The organism is Mesorhizobium sp. M1027, assembly GCF_040318745.1.
Taxonomy (GTDB): Bacteria; Pseudomonadota; Alphaproteobacteria; order Rhizobiales; family Rhizobiaceae; genus Mesorhizobium.
In genome coordinates, this window is the sequence record NZ_JAMYMW010000012.1 from 44,690 (window position 1) to 60,226 (window position 15,537).

The 15,537-nt window shown below is 62.0% G+C and carries 14 protein-coding genes; 7 read left to right on the forward strand and 7 right to left on the reverse strand.

Going from position 1 to position 15,537, the window contains the following annotated elements:
• Nucleotides 1–192: 192 nt before the first annotated feature.
• The gene (gene aspS / locus NKH50_RS22145) at nucleotides 193–1,983 is read left to right on the forward strand and encodes an aspartate--tRNA ligase (RefSeq protein ID WP_352506570.1); all 1,791 of its coding nucleotides are present in this window, start codon (nucleotides 193–195) and stop codon (nucleotides 1,981–1,983) included.
• A 76-nt stretch (nucleotides 1,984–2,059) separates the two neighbouring features.
• Here aspS and NKH50_RS22150 read toward each other — a convergent pair whose 3' ends face one another.
• Complete coding sequence (locus tag NKH50_RS22150) at nucleotides 2,060–3,253, reverse strand: aq_1923 C-terminal domain (protein WP_352881002.1); 1,194 nt, start codon at nucleotides 3,251–3,253, stop codon at nucleotides 2,060–2,062.
• Between the two features lie 369 nt (nucleotides 3,254–3,622).
• Here NKH50_RS22150 and parC point away from each other — a divergent pair, with 369 nt between their 5' ends.
• On the forward strand, nucleotides 3,623–5,875 hold the full coding sequence (gene parC / locus NKH50_RS22155) for a DNA topoisomerase IV subunit A (protein ID WP_352881004.1): 2,253 nt from the start codon (nucleotides 3,623–3,625) through the stop codon (nucleotides 5,873–5,875).
• A gap of 279 nt (nucleotides 5,876–6,154) precedes the next feature.
• The gene (locus tag NKH50_RS22160; protein ID WP_352506529.1) at nucleotides 6,155–7,375 is read left to right on the forward strand and encodes an AI-2E family transporter; all 1,221 of its coding nucleotides are present in this window, start codon (nucleotides 6,155–6,157) and stop codon (nucleotides 7,373–7,375) included.
• On the opposite strand, the gene NKH50_RS22165 is transcribed toward NKH50_RS22160, so the two are convergent.
• From NKH50_RS22165 to NKH50_RS22175, 3 genes are all read right to left on the reverse strand, one after another.
• Entirely contained in the window at nucleotides 7,363–8,259 is an 897-nt protein-coding gene (locus NKH50_RS22165) for a DMT family transporter (protein ID WP_352881007.1), read from the reverse strand. The genes NKH50_RS22160 and NKH50_RS22165 overlap by 13 nt on opposite strands.
• 122 nt (nucleotides 8,260–8,381) lie before the next feature.
• A complete protein-coding gene (locus NKH50_RS22170) occupies nucleotides 8,382–9,146 on the reverse strand; it encodes an arginyltransferase (protein WP_023717252.1) in 765 nt (254 codons plus the stop codon).
• 138 nt (nucleotides 9,147–9,284) lie between these two features.
• Nucleotides 9,285–9,755, reverse strand: coding sequence for an RDD family protein (locus NKH50_RS22175; protein ID WP_352738270.1), 471 nt, complete (start codon nucleotides 9,753–9,755; stop codon nucleotides 9,285–9,287).
• Between the two features lie 211 nt (nucleotides 9,756–9,966).
• Between NKH50_RS22175 and sthA the strand changes: the two genes are divergently transcribed.
• Nucleotides 9,967–11,355, forward strand: coding sequence for a Si-specific NAD(P)(+) transhydrogenase (sthA, locus tag NKH50_RS22180; protein WP_352881010.1), 1,389 nt, complete (start codon nucleotides 9,967–9,969; stop codon nucleotides 11,353–11,355).
• A gap of 9 nt (nucleotides 11,356–11,364) precedes the next feature.
• Here the strand turns inward: sthA and NKH50_RS22185 are convergent, their stop codons facing one another.
• Nucleotides 11,365–12,039, reverse strand: coding sequence for an alpha/beta hydrolase (locus NKH50_RS22185; RefSeq protein WP_352689395.1), 675 nt, complete (start codon nucleotides 12,037–12,039; stop codon nucleotides 11,365–11,367).
• A gap of 217 nt (nucleotides 12,040–12,256) precedes the next feature.
• Here NKH50_RS22185 and NKH50_RS22190 point away from each other — a divergent pair, with 217 nt between their 5' ends.
• The gene (locus NKH50_RS22190) at nucleotides 12,257–13,432 is read left to right on the forward strand and encodes an OpgC family protein (protein WP_352506524.1); all 1,176 of its coding nucleotides are present in this window, start codon (nucleotides 12,257–12,259) and stop codon (nucleotides 13,430–13,432) included.
• Nucleotides 13,433–13,455: 23 nt separating this feature from the next.
• Here NKH50_RS22190 and NKH50_RS22195 read toward each other — a convergent pair whose 3' ends face one another.
• Nucleotides 13,456–14,538, reverse strand: a complete 1,083-nt coding sequence (locus NKH50_RS22195) for a LacI family DNA-binding transcriptional regulator (RefSeq protein WP_352506523.1) — start codon at nucleotides 14,536–14,538, stop codon at nucleotides 13,456–13,458.
• Between the two features lie 164 nt (nucleotides 14,539–14,702).
• Between NKH50_RS22195 and NKH50_RS22200 the strand changes: the two genes are divergently transcribed.
• Both NKH50_RS22200 and NKH50_RS22205 read left to right on the forward strand, forming a co-directional pair.
• The gene (locus tag NKH50_RS22200) at nucleotides 14,703–14,846 is read left to right on the forward strand and encodes a hypothetical protein (protein ID WP_352506522.1); all 144 of its coding nucleotides are present in this window, start codon (nucleotides 14,703–14,705) and stop codon (nucleotides 14,844–14,846) included.
• 62 nt (nucleotides 14,847–14,908) lie between these two features.
• Nucleotides 14,909–15,052 (forward strand): hypothetical protein, encoded by a 144-nt coding sequence (locus NKH50_RS22205; RefSeq protein WP_352649953.1) that lies wholly within the window; start codon nucleotides 14,909–14,911, stop codon nucleotides 15,050–15,052.
• 69 nt (nucleotides 15,053–15,121) lie between these two features.
• Here the strand turns inward: NKH50_RS22205 and NKH50_RS22210 are convergent, their stop codons facing one another.
• Entirely contained in the window at nucleotides 15,122–15,493 is a 372-nt protein-coding gene (locus tag NKH50_RS22210) for a DUF423 domain-containing protein (RefSeq protein WP_352738276.1), read from the reverse strand.
• Nucleotides 15,494–15,537 lie beyond the last annotated feature (44 nt).

The window sequence follows — 15,537 nt, forward strand, 5'->3', positions numbered from 1 at the left end:
CAGAGCAGCGAACTCAGATTGACGCCTCTGGCATAAATTGATGCCGGTGGGATAGGGGCGGGAAGAACGCGAACTCGACCCAGCCGCCGCTTGCCTTGACAAATGCACCCTCTCATGTGCTTTTCGCGCAAATTTTCAGGCTGGGCCATCATGCCTTGGCCACAACCCAACATCCGGACCTTAAGAATGACAATGCATCGTTACCGCAGCCATACCTGTGCCCAATTGAGGAAGGCCGACGTCGGCTCGACCGTTCGCCTGTCGGGTTGGGTACATCGCGTGCGCGACCATGGCGGCCTGCTGTTCATCGATTTGCGCGACCATTACGGTCTGACCCAGATCGTCGCCGATCCGGATTCGCCTGCCTTCAAGATCGCGGAGACCTTGCGTGGCGAATGGGTCGTCCGCGTCGACGGCGAGGTCAAGGCGCGCCTCGCCGACACCGTGAACCCCAATTTGCCGACCGGCGAGATCGAGATTTTCGCGCGCGAGATCGAAGTGCTGTCGGCCGCCAGGGAATTGCCGCTGCCGGTCTTCGGCGAGCCGGACTATCCGGAGGACATCCGCCTCAAATACCGCTTCCTCGACCTGCGCCGCGACACGCTGCACAAGAACATCGTGGCGCGGACGAAAATCATCGCCGAGATGCGCAAGCTGATGGGCGAGGTCGGCTTCACCGAATTCTCGACGCCGATCCTGACCGCCTCATCGCCGGAAGGCGCGCGCGACTTCCTGGTGCCGTCGCGCATCCACCCCGGCACTTTCTATGCGCTGCCGCAGGCGCCGCAGCAGTATAAGCAGCTGATCATGGTGTCCGGCTTCGACCGCTACTTCCAGATTGCGCCGTGCTTCCGTGACGAGGACCCGCGCGCCGACCGTCTGCCGGGTGAATTCTACCAGCTCGACGTGGAGATGAGCTTCGTCGAGCAGGAGGATGTGTTTACCACCATGGAGCCGGTAATGCGGGGGGTGTTCGAGACCTTTGCCGCCGGCAAGCCGGTGACGGAGAAGTTTCCGCGCATCGCCTATGATGTCGCCATGCGCAAATACGGCACCGACAAGCCGGACCTGCGCAACCCGATCGAGATGCAGGCCGTCTCGGATCATTTTCGCGATTCCGGCTTCAAGGTATTTGCCAACATCCTTGCCAACGATCCGAAGGCCGAGGTCTGGGCCATTCCGGCCAAGACCGGCGGGTCTCGCGCCTTTTGCGACCGCATGAACTCATGGGCGCAAGGCGAGGGCCAGCCCGGCCTCGGCTACATCTTCTGGCGCAAGGAGGGCGAGAAGCTCGAAGGCGCCGGGCCGCTGGCCAAGAATATCGGCGAGGAGCGCACCGAGGCGATTCGACAACAACTCGGCCTTGCCGATGGCGATGCCGCCTTCTTCGTCGCCGGCGATCCGAAGAAGTTCGTCTCCTTCGCGGGAGCGGCGCGCAGCCGCGCCGGCGAGGAGCTCAATCTTGTCGACCGTGATCGCTTCGAATTGTGCTGGATCGTCGACTTCCCGTTCTTCGAATGGAACGAGGAGGAGAAGAAGATCGACTTCGCGCACAATCCGTTCTCGATGCCGCAAGGTGGCATCGATGCGCTGAACGGCGAGGATCTGCTCGGAATCAAGGCGTTCCAGTACGACATGGTCTGTAATGGTTTCGAGATCGCCTCAGGCGGCATCCGCAACCATCTGCCCGAAACCATGGTCAAGGCGTTCGAGACGGTCGGGCTTGACCGCGAGACGGTCGAGGAGCGCTTCGGTGGCCTCTACCGCGCCTTCCAGTATGGCGCGCCGCCGCATGGCGGCATGGCGGCAGGCATCGACCGCGTCGTCATGCTTCTGGTCGGCGCGAGGAACCTGCGCGAAGTGACGATGTTCCCGATGAACCAGCAGGCCTATGACCTGTTGATGAACGCGCCGTCGGAGGCCAGCCCGCAGCAGCTTCGCGAATTGTCGCTGCGCGTCGTGGCGACGAAGAAAGAGGTTTAGGAAACGCTCCGAACCGATGCTGTTGATTCATAAAAAAGCCCGGCATCGCTGCCGGGCTTTTGCTTTGGGATCTCGGTCAGTCTTCGTTTGCCGTAACCGTCACGCCAAGCGTTTTCGGCAGGTCGAGCGGGTTGGACATGGCGCCCGCCATGATCAGCGCGAACGGCACCGCCGCCGGCGGCTCGGCCGAGACCTCGATGCTTTGCGGATCGTCGAGGAATTTGTTGACCGCGGCCGAAACCTGCGCCGTCAGTTCCGGATTGTTGAGCTGCGCCATGCCGAAGGGCACGATCGCCTTGGCCTGGTTGGCAATGTCCTTGCCGGACATGCCTTGCTGCTTGCCGGCATAATCGAGCACCTTTTTGGTCAGCGAATCATCATCGAAGCGGATCGAGGCGCTGTTGAACGAAAGCTGCTGCAGCAGCCCGAGCATGGCCATGCCTTGCGCCGAATTGTCGGCGCCTTCGGGCTGCGCCGCCATCTTCTTCTGTATCTCCTGCAGTGATTTGATGACGTCCAGCGTGTAGCCGCCGAGATCGAAGGTCATGCCGAGCGTGCCGGCATTGTCGACCGATATTTCGTATTTCGACAAGTCCATCCTGCCGTCGGTAGGCTGCCAGGTGCCTTCCATCTCAAGATTGCCCGATATGTTCTGGTAGCCGAGCGCGTTGATGACTTCCTTGGACTTCGGATCTTCGACCAGTGTCAGGTCGGCAGTGAATTTTTCCGTGGTGCCGGAAAACGCCAAGGCCTTGCCGTCGGCCGGCGGCGTGATTGCGATGGCAAGCCCGTCCATCGAGAAAGCGGTCTTGTCGGCCACCTTGACGGTCATGTTGTCGAGCTCGGCCGATTTGTAAATCATCAGCGAGCCCAGCGGGCCGCTTGCGCCTTCGGCCGGAACCGTCATGTCGTGGATGACGAAGGGGCTGAGATTGAGCGTGACGCCATCCTCGCTATGTTCGAACGGCGACGTCGACACGGTCGCGATTTGATAGCCACCATTGGCTTCGGTCACCCCTTCGAGCTTGACGTCGCCGATCTTGAGCGCCTCCTTTTCGGCCGCCGGTTTGACCGCCACGCCTTGCAGAACCATGCTGGAGGTGTCGCCGGTTACTCCGGTCCAGGAGAGGTCGACACCCTGGGCGGCGAGGGCAGCCTTCAGCCGGTCGGCGACCGCGGTATCCTGCGCGAATGCCGCATTCAGCGGCAGCGTCAGCAAAAAGGTCGAAAAAGCCAGTCTTTTAATAAGTGTCGAGTGCCTGATCGTCATCGAGAGCTCCCCTGAGAGTGTCCTGAAATTCTTTTCAAATCGTCGCGTCGTCACCATTCGGCGACGAACTGGACCGGAAAAAGGCGGGCCTCGGCACAATGATCGAAAATCGCGGCTAAAGGCAAACCCGATCCATCAGGCTTGCGATAGAAGCAGGATGTAACGGGTTGATGTTGGCCGGCGTCGCGACGCTCCCAATTCCCGTTGCATAATGGATGTCGCGCAAAGTGTGCAGCGGTTTTGCGATGACGACATGCATCAAAACAAGGACCTAAAGCGTCGCATGAGGCCGGTCGAACGCGACGCGCTTTAGGAGGAGGCATACTGGTGCCTCTTGCCGCGAATCACCCGCTCGGCTAGTGCCAGCCCATGGGAAAAAGGCTTTTGCCGCCCGAGAGTGGCGGCGGCGACAATATCGAGCCGGTCGATCTGAAGAAGGCGCTGGAAGAGCGCTATCTCGCCTACGCGCTGTCGACCATCATGCATCGGGCGCTGCCGGACGTGCGCGACGGATTGAAGCCGGTGCATCGTCGCATCATGCATGCTATGCGCTTGTTGCGGCTCAACCCCGACCAGGGTTTTGCCAAATGCGCCCGCATCGTCGGCGAGGTGATGGGCAAATTCCATCCGCATGGCGACCAGTCGATCTACGACGCGTTGGTGCGGTTGGCGCAGGATTTTTCGATGCGCTACCCGCTGGTCGACGGGCAGGGTAATTTTGGCAATATCGACGGCGATAACGCCGCCGCCATGCGCTACACCGAAGCGCGCATGACCGAAGTGTCGACGCTGCTTTTGGAAGGCATCACCGAGGATGCGGTCGATTTCCGCCCGACCTACAACGAGGAAGACGAGGAGGCGGCGGTGCTGCCCGGCGCCTTCCCGAATCTGCTTGCCAACGGCTCGTCCGGCATTGCCGTCGGTATGGCGACCTCGATTCCGCCGCACAATGCGGCCGAGCTTTGCGACGCCGCGCTTCACCTGATCGATCATCCGGATGCGCCCGTCACCAAGCTGATGGACTTCGTCCAGGGGCCGGATTTCCCGACCGGCGGCATCATCGTCGACAGTCGAGCCTCGATCCTCGAAGCCTACGAAACGGGTCGCGGTGGCTTTCGCGTCAGGGCGAAATGGAGCCAGGAGGATCAGGGCAGGGGCACCTGGAACATTGTCGTCACCGAAATTCCCTATGGCGTCCAGAAGGCCAGGCTGATCGAAAAGATCGCCGAGCTCTTGATGGCACGCAAGCTGCCGCTGCTCGAGGATATCCGCGACGAGAGCGCCGAGGACATCCGCGTCGTGCTGGTGCCGAAGAGCCGCTCGGTCGATCCCGGCATCATGATGGAATCGCTGTTCAAGCTGACCGAGCTCGAAAGCCGCTTTCCGCTCAACATGAACGTGTTGTCGCGCGGCAAGGTGCCGAACGTGCTGTCGCTGAAAGGTGTGCTCAAGGAATGGCTGGAGCACCGCCGCGACGTCTTGATCCGCCGCTCCAAGCACCGCCTCGGCGAGATCGAGAGGCGGCTGGAGATCCTCGCCGGCTATTTGATTGCCTACCTCAACATCGACGAGGTGATCAGGATCATCCGCGAGGAGGACGAGCCCAAGCAAGTGATGATGGCCCGCTGGTCACTCACCGACACCCAGGCTGAAGCCATCCTCAACATGCGTCTGAGGGCGCTGCGCAAGCTCGAGGAATTCGAAATCCGCGAGGAATTCAATGGTCTGACCGGCGAGAAGAAGCAGATCGAGGCACTGCTTGCGTCCGACGCCAAGCAGTGGGCGACGATCAAGTGGGAAGTCGCCAATGTTCGCCAGAAATACGGGCCCGAGACCGACATCGGCAAACGCCGCACCGAGTTCGCCGACGCACCCGAGCATGACCTGACCGATATCGCCCATGCCATGATCGAGCGCGAGCCGGTCACTGTGGTCGTTTCGGAAAAGGGCTGGCTGAGGGCCATGAAAGGTCATCTGACCGACCATTCGGCCCTGACCTTCAAGGAAGGCGACAGCCTCAAGCTCGCCTTCCATGCCCAGACCACCGACAAGGTGCTGGTCTTCACCACCGGCGGCAAGTTCTACACGATCGGCGCCGACCGGCTGCCCGGCGGGCGTGGCCATGGTGAGCCGATCCGCATCATCGTCGACATGGACAACGACCAGGATATCGTCACCGCCTTCGTCCATGATCCCAAGCGCAAGCTGCTGCTGGTGTCGCATGACGGCAACGGTTTCATCGTGCCGGAAGAAGAAGTCGTCGCCAACACCCGCAAGGGCAAGCAGGTGATGAACGTCAAGGCGCCAGACGAAGCCCAGCGCTGCGTGAGCGTCGCGGGCGACCATCTCGCCATCGTCGGCGAGAACCGCAAGATGCTGGTGTTCCCGCTGGCCGAGATCCCGGAGATGGGGCGCGGCAAGGGCGTGCGCCTGCAGAAGTACAAGGACGGCGGCGTCCTCGACCTCAAGACCTTCACGCTCGCAAGCGGCCTGTCCTGGCAGGATTCGGCAGACCGCACCTTTACCAAATCGCGTGACGAGCTTGCCGAATGGATTGGCGCCCGCGCCTCGGCCGGCCGCATGGTGCCGAAGGGGTTCCCGCGCACGGGGAAGTTCGGGTGAAGCGGTATCTCCCCCCTTGAGGGGGAGATGTCGCCGAAGGCGACAGAGGGGGTCGGAACGTCCAGACACGACCCTTATCGCAGACGGAGGGGACTGGCGCCTCACGTATCGCAGACAGAGGAGGCTGGCGTCTCACGCTCGGCGACCCCCCTGGCCTGCCGGCCATCTCCTCCTCAAGCGGGGAGATTAGCAGCTCTACCCAAACATTTGGAATGTCGTCACGATTGCTGCACTATATCAGTGCATAAGCGACGCTATGGGCCAGGGAGAATTGGGCGCTTGAAGGAAGTCAGGATACAGAAGCCGGAGCGGCAGCAGCGCCTGTTTGGCCTGTCGACGCCGCTCAGGGCCGCTGTCATTCCGCCGCTGTCGGCGGCGCGCTGGCTCCTGGTGCTGATCGTTGCCGCTGGCGTTTACTTCTTCCACGGCTTCCTGTTTCCGGTCCTTGCCGCCCTGGTGATCGCCTTCGCCAGCTGGCCGCTCTACCGACGGCTGCTCGCCGGCGTCGGCGGCAACCGCACCATCGCGGCGACGCTTGCGATCTTGTTCATCCTGACCTTCCTGGTGGTGCCGATCGCGCTTGCCGGCACCTACGCCATCAATGAGGTGCGCGAATGGGTCAACTGGTCGATCGAGACCAACCGCTACGGTGCGCCGACGCCGCACTGGATTGCCACCATGCCGGTGGTGGGCGAATGGCTCAATGAACAATGGACGGTCAACGTTGGCCACCCTGGCGGTATCGGCGAACTGATCCAGCTGATCAGCGGCGCCAATATCGGCAGCATCTACCGCGGCGTGCTTGCCGCGGGCGGCAGCGCCTTCGGCCTTTTGCTGACGCTGCTGTTCATGATGATCGCGCTGTTCTTCGCCTATCGTGACGGCGAGCATTTCGCCGGACAGGTCGATCGCCTCGGCGAACGCATCCTGCCGGCCAGATGGGAACGGATCTCACGCGTGGTGCCGGCGACGATCTCCTCGACGGTGACCGGCATGACCGTTATCGCCATCGGCGAAGGGCTGGTGCTGGGCATCGCTTACTGGTTGGCCGGCGTGCCTTCGCCGGTGACGCTCGGCGCGCTGACCGGCATCATGGCGCTGATCCCCGGCGGCGCGCCCCTGTCCTTCACGCTGGTCTCGATCTATCTCGCCGCCAGCGGCTCGCCGATGGCTGGGCTGGCACTGTTCGTCTGGGGCGCGGTCGAACTCTTCGTCGTCGACAAGACATTGCGCCCAAAGCTGGTCGGCGGGCCGATAAAGCTGCCCTTCCTGCCAACCTTTTTCGGCCTGATCGGCGGCGTCAAGACAATGGGCTTTCTCGGCCTGTTCATCGGCCCGGTGCTGATGGCCCTGCTCGTCGCAATCTGGCGCGAATGGCTGCGCGAAGTGGAACTGACCGATGAACTCGCTGCCGCCGAACCGGCGGAGCACGATGACGCGCCGCCGCAGATCGAAATTGTTGCCGAGCGCGCGGCCGCGAAAAAGAATCAGGCCGGGTGACTGACGGCGAACGTGGCGCGGCGTTTGCGCCCCTCGTGCAACTGCCAGAGCGAATGGCCGATCAAAGTCATGATTAGGATCGCGCCGCCGATCAGGCTGTTGCGCGACGGTGTTTCGGCGAAGATCATCCACACCCAGACCGGCGCCAGCACGGTTTCTAACAGGTAGAACATCGCCACTTCCGGCCCGGAGATGTATTTCGGGCCGTTGGCGAGGCAGAAGAAAGAGATCGGCATGATGACGGCACCGTTGAAGACGATCCACCACGGCGCGTTGACGTGGAAACCCACCTTGGAAACCATCAGGGTGGCGACGGCCAGCGGCAGGACCACTCCGATCAGCGCCGTGAAACCCATATCCTTGCCGCTTGCGCGCGAGATAGTGATGGCCGCTGCGATCATGAAAGCCGAGCATAGCGCCATCAGGTCGCCGAAGAGATGTCCGGTTCCAACGGAATCGCCGACAATGATCGTCACGCCGACGATCATCAGTGCCAGCGCTGCAAGCGTCAGGGGCCGTGGCCTCTCCTTCAGGAACAGCCATGACAAAAGGGCCGCGAACATGGTTGTGAAGGCCAGGATGAAAACGAGGTTGGCGGTCGAGGTGCTGTAGACGCCGGTGATGAAGGCGATCGAGCCGAGCCCGTAGAGGGCGGCAACGCTGAGCCCTGACCAGCCCGGGATAAGCTGCGGCGCCTTTGCGCTCAGCGAGCGCCAGACGGCCCAGACGATGAGCGTGGCGACGAAGGTTGTGCCGGTGCGCAACAGCAGGATCGTCCATGCCTCGCCATCGGCGAGCCGGATCAGCGGAATGTCGACGGTTAGCGTCAGGCCGCCGATGGCGGTGATCAGAAGGCCTCTCTGGTGGTCGTTGTGGGAAGACATGCGGCAATTCTCGCGTAGGCTTGGAGGCGCAAAATTGACCCGCCCGGTTTTCCAGCCGATCGGCCGGAAGCCCAGCGGCATCCTCCTCGAAACAATTTAAGAGCGAATACCGAAAGCGAAGATCAGCGCGAAACCGCTTCGTGATTGTAGCGTTCCCAACCTTTCGGGCCGAGATGCTCCTGCGGCTGGAAGCGCATCTTATAATTCATCTTGCGCGAGCCGTTGACCCAGTAACCCAGGTAGACATGGGGCAGGCCCATCGCCCTGGCGCGGGCGATGTGGTCGAGGATCATGAAGGTGCCGAGCGAGCGGTCCTCGAAGTCCGGGTTGAAGTAGGAATAGACCATCGACAGGCCATCGGCCATCTTGTCGGTGAGCGCCACAGCGATCAACTCGCCCTGGCCCTTGCCGGTGATGAAGCTGTCGGGTCCGCGGCGACGGTATTCGATGACCTTGGTGTCGACATGGGTATCCTCGACCATCATGGCGTAGTCGAGCACGGTCATGTCGGACATGCCGCCACGGCGGTGGCGGGCGTCGAGATAGCTGCGGAACAGCGAATACTGCTCGGTGGAGGGCTCGGCGTCGTGCATGGCGCCGACCAGATCCGAATTATGCTGTATGACGCGTTTCATGTTTCGGCTGGCGGTGAATTCCTGCGCCAGGATGCGTACCGACACACAGGCGCGGCAGGTCTCGCAAGCCGGCCTGTAGGCGATGTTCTGCGACCGCCTGAATCCACCCTGCGTCAACAGATCGTTCATTTCCGGGGCCTTGTCGCCGACCAGGTGTGTGAACACCTTGCGCTCGAACTGGCCCTCGAGATAGGGACATGGCGAGGGCGCGGTCAGAAAGAACTGCGGCGACTGGGTCGGGTGCTGCGTCATCGAGCCTTGGAAACACTCCTGCGAATCGCTCTACCTTTGGCGCGGACGCCGAAAAATTCAACAGGATTGTGAAAGCCTGGTTGATTGGACGTCTTCACATTTGTGCGCAAAGGCTGCGGCCGCGCTTCAAAAGTCTGCTCAGCGGCCGCTGCGGCTGACGACAGTGCCGAGCAGCAGGTCGTGCAGCGTGCGCTTGCGATCAGAAAACAGGCTCACCAGCAGGACCAGCGGCGAAAGGATGACATTGCCGGCCCAAAACAGCACCGAATGCACGACGGCGGTCAGCCCGTCGATGGGGCTGCCGTCGAGTCGGTCGAGCCGGATGCCCATTATCTTCATGCCGGTGGTGGCCTGGTCTTTACTGCCGAGCGTGTTCCAGATGTAGAGGATGGCGACGGCCGGCACGAGAATGGAAAACAGCATCCAGCCGAGGCCGAGCGTCAACAGCCCGAACAAGAACACCAGGATCGCGAATGGAATGGTGAGCAGCGCCACGATGAAATAATCGATGACGAAGGCGAGAATGCGCCGCGTGCGCACGCCCTCATAGGCGCTGATATCTTCGAGCCTGCTAGTGATGATTTCGCCGTCGAGAACGCGAGCGTTCATGTCATTTCCTCGTAATCGAACCCGGGTTAATGCACGGGGCCGCTTGTTGATGAAATGGTGAAGGTTCGCGGCGGAATCAAGATCGAGCCGTCCACCATGTAGATGGTGACGGAGCACTTGGCGCCGTCTGTGACTTGTTGAATTTGTGGCGCGGATAGCGTTAGCTTGCTGCGGCGCAACAAAAAGCGCCAAGCCGAGGGGACGGGGCGACATGGACTACGACATGCTGGTCATCGGCAGCGGCCCATCCGGGCGCCGCGCCGCGGTGCAGTCGGCCAAGTTCGGCAAGTCGGTGCTGGTGGTCGACAGAGGCCGGCGCCTCGGCGGCGTGTCGGTGCATACCGGCACCATCCCGTCGAAAACGTTGCGCGAGACGGTGCTCAACCTCTCAGGCTGGCGCGAGCGCGGCTTTTACGGTCGCGGCTACCGGGTCAAGCAGGACATTTCAGTTGGCGATCTGGTCGAGCGCCTGCATAAGACGCTCGACCATGAGGTCGAGGTGCTGCAGCACCAGTTCATGCGCAACACGGTCAAGAGTGCGCGCGCCGCGGCAAAATTCCTCGGCCCCAACAAGGTCAGCCTGACCACCGACACCGGCGACTACAGCGAGGTTGGCTTCGCCCATGCGCTGATCGCGGTCGGCACCCGGCCGCACCGGCCCCGCGACGTGCCGTTCGACAAGACACGGATCTTCGACAGCGACGAGATGCTGGAACTCGACCGCCTGCCGCGCACGCTGACGGTGATCGGCGCCGGCGTCATCGGGGTCGAATATGCGACGATCTTTTCGGCGCTCGACGTGCCGGTGACGCTGGTCGAGCCGCGCAATACCATGTTGGATTTCGTCGACCGCGAGATCGTCGACGACTTCATCCATCAGATGCGCGACCGCGGCATGACCATCCGCTTGGGCAGCGCCGTCAAGGAGATCGCCTCCAAACCCGATCATGCCGAGGTGATGCTGGCCGACGGCCGCACCATACGTTCCGAGATGGTGCTTTATGCTGCAGGGCGTACCGGCAATGTCGGCAGCCTGGGCTTGGAAGCGGTCGGCATTGAGGCCGATCCCAGGGGCCGCATCAAGGTCGATCCGCAGACGTTCCAGACAAGCGCGCCCAACATCTATGCCGCCGGCGACGTCATTGGTTTTCCGAGCCTGGCCTCGACTTCGATGGAGCAGGGCAGGGTGGCCGCCTGCCACGCGTTCGGCGTGCCGTTGCCGCCGCCGCCCGAAACCTTTCCCTATGGCATATATGCCGTGCCGGAAATCTCCACTGTCGGCCAGTCCGAGGAGCAGGTGCGCGAGAGTGGTGCAGCCTATGAGGTCGGCGTGGCGCGGTTTCGCGAGACCTCGCGCGGCCACATCATGGGCGTCAACACCGGCTTTCTGAAGCTTCTGTTTTCGATCGAAACACGCCGTCTGCTCGGCGCCCATATTGTCGGCGAGGGCGCGACCGAACTCATCCACATTGGCCAGGCGGTCATCAATCTCGGTGGCACTGTCGACTTCTTCGTCAACAACACCTTCAACTATCCGACGCTGGCCGAAGCCTACAAGATCGCCGGGCTGGACGCCTGGAACCGCATGGGGCGAGGCTAGCTTCGAGGCTTATCGATCTGACGTTGCAACGGCGGCTGCAGGATCTGCCAGCCACCGCCTGACGATCGCGGCGTCCGGATTGCCGATTTCATGGCCGGAGGCGACGGTGTGGGCCTCGACTTTGGCGCCATGCCGGCTGAGCAGTCCGACCAGCGCGAGTGCGAAGGGCCGGTAAATCAGGTCGTCGGCGCCGGATAAGATTACCACCCGTGCGTTGCTGAGATCCGCCGGCGGCACCTCGTCCAGAACCGGCATCGGGCGCAGCAAAGCCGCTTGGACGATCAGCCGCGGATGAAGCAGCATCACGCTTGAAACCAGGTTGGCGCCGTTGGAGTAGCCGATAAAGGAGGCTCGGGCGAGATCGAGGTCGTGGCGTTTCGCGGCCTTGGGGATGAAGTCAGCGAAAGCGTCCGCCTCTTTGCGGATGCTGTCCTGCTCGAATCGTATCGGCGAAATCCGCCTGAACCAGCGGAAACCGTCTTCCTGGGCGATGCGGCCACGCACCGCCACCAAGGTGGCGTGCGGCGAGACTTGGCGCCCCAGCGGCACCAGAGTCGTCTCGTCGACACCCGATCCATGCAGCAGAAAGAGGCACTCTCCGGTTGGTGCTGCGGGCCTGTAAACGCGATAAAAAAATGGCAGGTCGCGCCGCAAAAAGTCATCTTCCGGAGGTTTTTCGGACATAGTTGCATCCTTTTGTTTTCACGATGTTTTCATTCATTTGCCGGCTTCAAAACGGAATATTTTCAAGCTCCGCGAAAGTTGATTGAACCGGGCGCATTTCAGTCCGTTTCTTTGCCGATATAATCCCCGCGGGAGGGATTCGAAGCAGTGTGCGCCGGGTGGTCGCCCGGGTGGTCGCATACCGCGCATGAACAACCAGCTTTAAGGCCTTTTATCGATGACCATGCCAGTTTCGCCGGAACGCGATACGCGTATTGACGTGTTCCGGGCACTCGCCCTCCTGACCATATTCATCGACCACGTGCCGGGCACAGTTTTCGAAACCCTGACCTACAAGAATTTCGGGTTTTCGGATGCGGCCGAGGCCTTCGTGCTGATCTCCGGCATGTCCGTCGCTCTTGCCTACGGCACCAGATTCCAGCCGGGAAACCGGTTGGTCGCAACGCTGAAGATGTGGCGCCGCGCCGGCGTGCTCTATGTCACCCACATCGTCACGACGATGGTGGTCATGGCCATCTTCTGCGCAGCGGCGGTGTTTGCGAAACGGCCGGACCTTCTGACGCTGATCAACATCGAGCCGCTCGTCAGGAATCCGCCGCAAGTCCTGGTCGGTGTCGTCACGCTCGGCCATCAGCTCGGTTACAACAACATACTGCCGGTCTATGCGGTGCTGCTGTTGATGGCGCCGGCCTTCCTGCTGTTCATCAGCTACAGGCCACTGGCCGCGCTTGCCGTGTCCGCAGCCCTTTGGCTGGTTGCCGGAATCTACCAGATCGCGCCGCCGAACTACCCGGAGCCCGGGTTCTGGTTCCTCAATCCGCTGTCATGGCAATTGCTGTTCAATATCGGCATGGCCAGCGTGTTGCATGTGCGGCGCGGCGGCACCATTCCGGTCAATCGATGGCTGGTCGGCGCGGCGGCCGCCTATGTGCTGACGGCGCTCGTCTGGGTGCATAGCCCGCTGTGGGGGCATGTGTCATGGCTCGACCTGCCGGTGGTGCTGACCGGTTTCGACAAGACGTTCCTGTCGTTGCCGCGGCTGCTGCACATCCTGGCGATGAGCTATCTGGTCGTCGCCTTGCCTTTCGTCTCGAACCTGTTCCGCACCGGCCGCGACAATCCGCTCGCCATATTGGGCAAACGCTCGCTGCCGGTTTTCATTGCCGGCACGGTGATTGCCATGGCGGCGCAGGTGATGAAGCTGATCAACCCGGGCGGCATTGCCTATGACAGTCTGCTGCTCGCCGCCGGCATCGCCATGCAGTTCGCGCTCGCCTTTTATCTGGAGTGGCTGTCCGCAATCGGCTGGTCCGGCAAGGGCAAGCCGGTCCGCAACGAGGCGCTGCCTGTTCGTCCATCCTTTGGCATCGGTCCCATGGCGGCCAATAGATAAGATTTGGAGCCGATCTGCCCCAGTCAGCCTGTACTTGGCGGTGGTCCGGACGATGCCCTGACGACAAGTTCGACGTCGAGCGTTTCTCGCCGCACCGTGCCGTCGAAGTCGAGGATTCTTCGCGCTGCCCGGCGGCCGATCTCGGCGATCGGCTGGGCGATGGTGGTGAGCGGAGGCTCGCAAGTTGCGGCTTCAGGCACGCCGTCGAAGCCGACGACGGAAACATCGCGGGGAACCGCGATGCCCCGTGCGTTGAGCCATTCCAATGCCACCATTGCGATCCGGTCCGACATCGCCAGGATGGCGGTCGGCGGTTCCGCCGAGGCGAAGATGGTTTCAAGGCCAGCCCTTGTGCTCGCCTTATCGTTTTCGGTCTCGTAGACCGGCACTTTGGTGGTGTCGACACCAAACCGGGAAAGCTCTTCGAAATAGCCGAGGAGGCGATCACGGGTTCCGGTATAGGACGCCGTCCGGACCTGCTCGGGCGAGACAAGACCGGTGCTGTCGTCGGCGAAGGCCAGCGACAACACGGCGAAGCGGCGATGTCCAAGTTCCGCCAGATGGCGCGCCGCGAGCCGGCCGCCGGCAACATTGTCGATACTGATCGCGGAGACCGTGTCGTCCTGCGAGCCGAGCTCGAGCGCGACGAAGGGGAGCTTTCGTTCGCGCGTCAGCTCAACGAGACGCGGACCGCCCTCGATGCAGAACAGGATGAAGCCGTCCACGAGGGCGCTCTGGATATTCCAGGCAAGTTTTTCCTCGTTGCCAGCCGACACGAGGGCTATTCCCGCGCCGGTGGCGTCGCAGGCCTCCGAGATGCCGGCCATCATCACGCGGGCAAACGGGTCGTCGAAGAAATAAGACAGCGGCTCGGTTGTGGCGACGCCGATTGCATTGACCTTGCCGGCGCGCAGCAGGCGGCCCTTGGGATCCGGGCCGGCGTAGCCCAGCGCGTCGGCCGCCGCCTTGACCCGCTCGCGGACCTCCTCGCGCACGATTTCGGGACGGCTGAAGACATTGGAGGCAGTGCCGTGCGATACGCCCGCGGCCTTGGCGATGTCCGCCAGCCGGATGGGCCTCCTGCCGCCTTCGGTGAGTGATGCCATTTGTTTGTCTCCAGGACTCCTGTCCAACAGTATCGCCGATTACCTAACATCTTCCTTGGATCGATTCAAATTTCTGCTTGACATTTATAATGTGACGCGTATTCTTGAATCGATCCAAGAGCGGTTTTTATCCGCAGATTGGATCGATACAAGAGGAGAGCGCCATGCACCCCGTCAATTATCTGTTCGAGGACATTTACCGGAACGACTGGAGCATCCGCTCGGGCGCGGATGTCCGTAAGGGGCGCGACAGGACCGGTCCGTGGATTCGCGACCTGCGTTTCCTCGTAGGACGCAAGCGGAGCTGATCGGCGGCCTATTTTTGTCCCCGCGGGTTGGATCGATTCAAAAAGCTAGAGGAGATTAAGCCATGCATCCGATCAAGCATCTGTTCGAAGACATCTATCGCAATTATTGGGGCATCTCGCCGGCCACCGAACGGCTGGAGCGACGGCGTATAGTCAAGACGCCCAAGCGCGACGGCCAAGTCCGGCCCGAACGTCCGCGAGACTGAGCTGGCAAGACGGAGCTCGTGGATCGAGCGCGGCTGGCGAAAGAGCAGCGGCCGCCATTGGTTGCCGCATCAATGGCGGCGCGGGTGTACCAGCGCCGAGGCGGCCATCACGAGCCAGCCGCCGATGAGCAACGTGCCGCCGATCGGCGCCGACATCGGGAACAGCCGCGAGCCAAGGAAGTCGCGGGCCAAAAGATCTCCCGAGAACAGCAGAAGCCCGACGAGAAGGATGAGGCTTCCGGTTCGCAGGATTCTATTGCCACCGAGCAGCCCGACGGTAAGGAAGACCGGCGCATGCATGAGCAGGAAGGATGCGGCCGTACCGACGAAAGCGCCGCCGAGATGTGCCGCCGCCGCCGAAAGAGCCACGCCGGTTCCGCCGCATAGGGCGCCGGCAAAAATCAGAATGCGACTGCCCGCCGTCTGTTCAGCCATGCTCATTTCCACGCCTCCGCGATTCCTGGCGACCGCCTGAGATAGTGCGG

Bases quoted from the DNA above. Each gene is read 5' to 3' on its own strand.
- NKH50_RS22185 (WP_352689395.1), bottom strand. From the start codon at position 12,039: ATGTCCGAAAAACCTCCGGAAGATGACTTTTTGCGGCGCGACCTGCCA.
- NKH50_RS22210 (WP_352738276.1), bottom strand. From the start codon at position 15,493: ATGAGCATGGCTGAACAGACGGCGGGCAGTCGCATTCTGATTTTTGCC.
- aspS (WP_352506570.1), top strand. From the start codon at position 193: ATGCATCGTTACCGCAGCCATACCTGTGCCCAATTGAGGAAGGCCGAC.
- NKH50_RS22205 (WP_352649953.1), top strand. From the start codon at position 14,909: ATGCATCCGATCAAGCATCTGTTCGAAGACATCTATCGCAATTATTGG.
- parC (WP_352881004.1), top strand. From the start codon at position 3,623: ATGGGAAAAAGGCTTTTGCCGCCCGAGAGTGGCGGCGGCGACAATATC.
- NKH50_RS22200 (WP_352506522.1), top strand. From the start codon at position 14,703: ATGCACCCCGTCAATTATCTGTTCGAGGACATTTACCGGAACGACTGG.
- NKH50_RS22170 (WP_023717252.1), bottom strand. From the start codon at position 9,146: ATGACGCAGCACCCGACCCAGTCGCCGCAGTTCTTTCTGACCGCGCCC.
- NKH50_RS22195 (WP_352506523.1), bottom strand. From the start codon at position 14,538: ATGGCATCACTCACCGAAGGCGGCAGGAGGCCCATCCGGCTGGCGGAC.
- NKH50_RS22190 (WP_352506524.1), top strand. From the start codon at position 12,257: ATGACCATGCCAGTTTCGCCGGAACGCGATACGCGTATTGACGTGTTC.
- sthA (WP_352881010.1), top strand. From the start codon at position 9,967: ATGGACTACGACATGCTGGTCATCGGCAGCGGCCCATCCGGGCGCCGC.
- NKH50_RS22165 (WP_352881007.1), bottom strand. From the start codon at position 8,259: ATGTCTTCCCACAACGACCACCAGAGAGGCCTTCTGATCACCGCCATC.
- NKH50_RS22150 (WP_352881002.1), bottom strand. From the start codon at position 3,253: ATGACGATCAGGCACTCGACACTTATTAAAAGACTGGCTTTTTCGACC.
- NKH50_RS22175 (WP_352738270.1), bottom strand. From the start codon at position 9,755: ATGAACGCTCGCGTTCTCGACGGCGAAATCATCACTAGCAGGCTCGAA.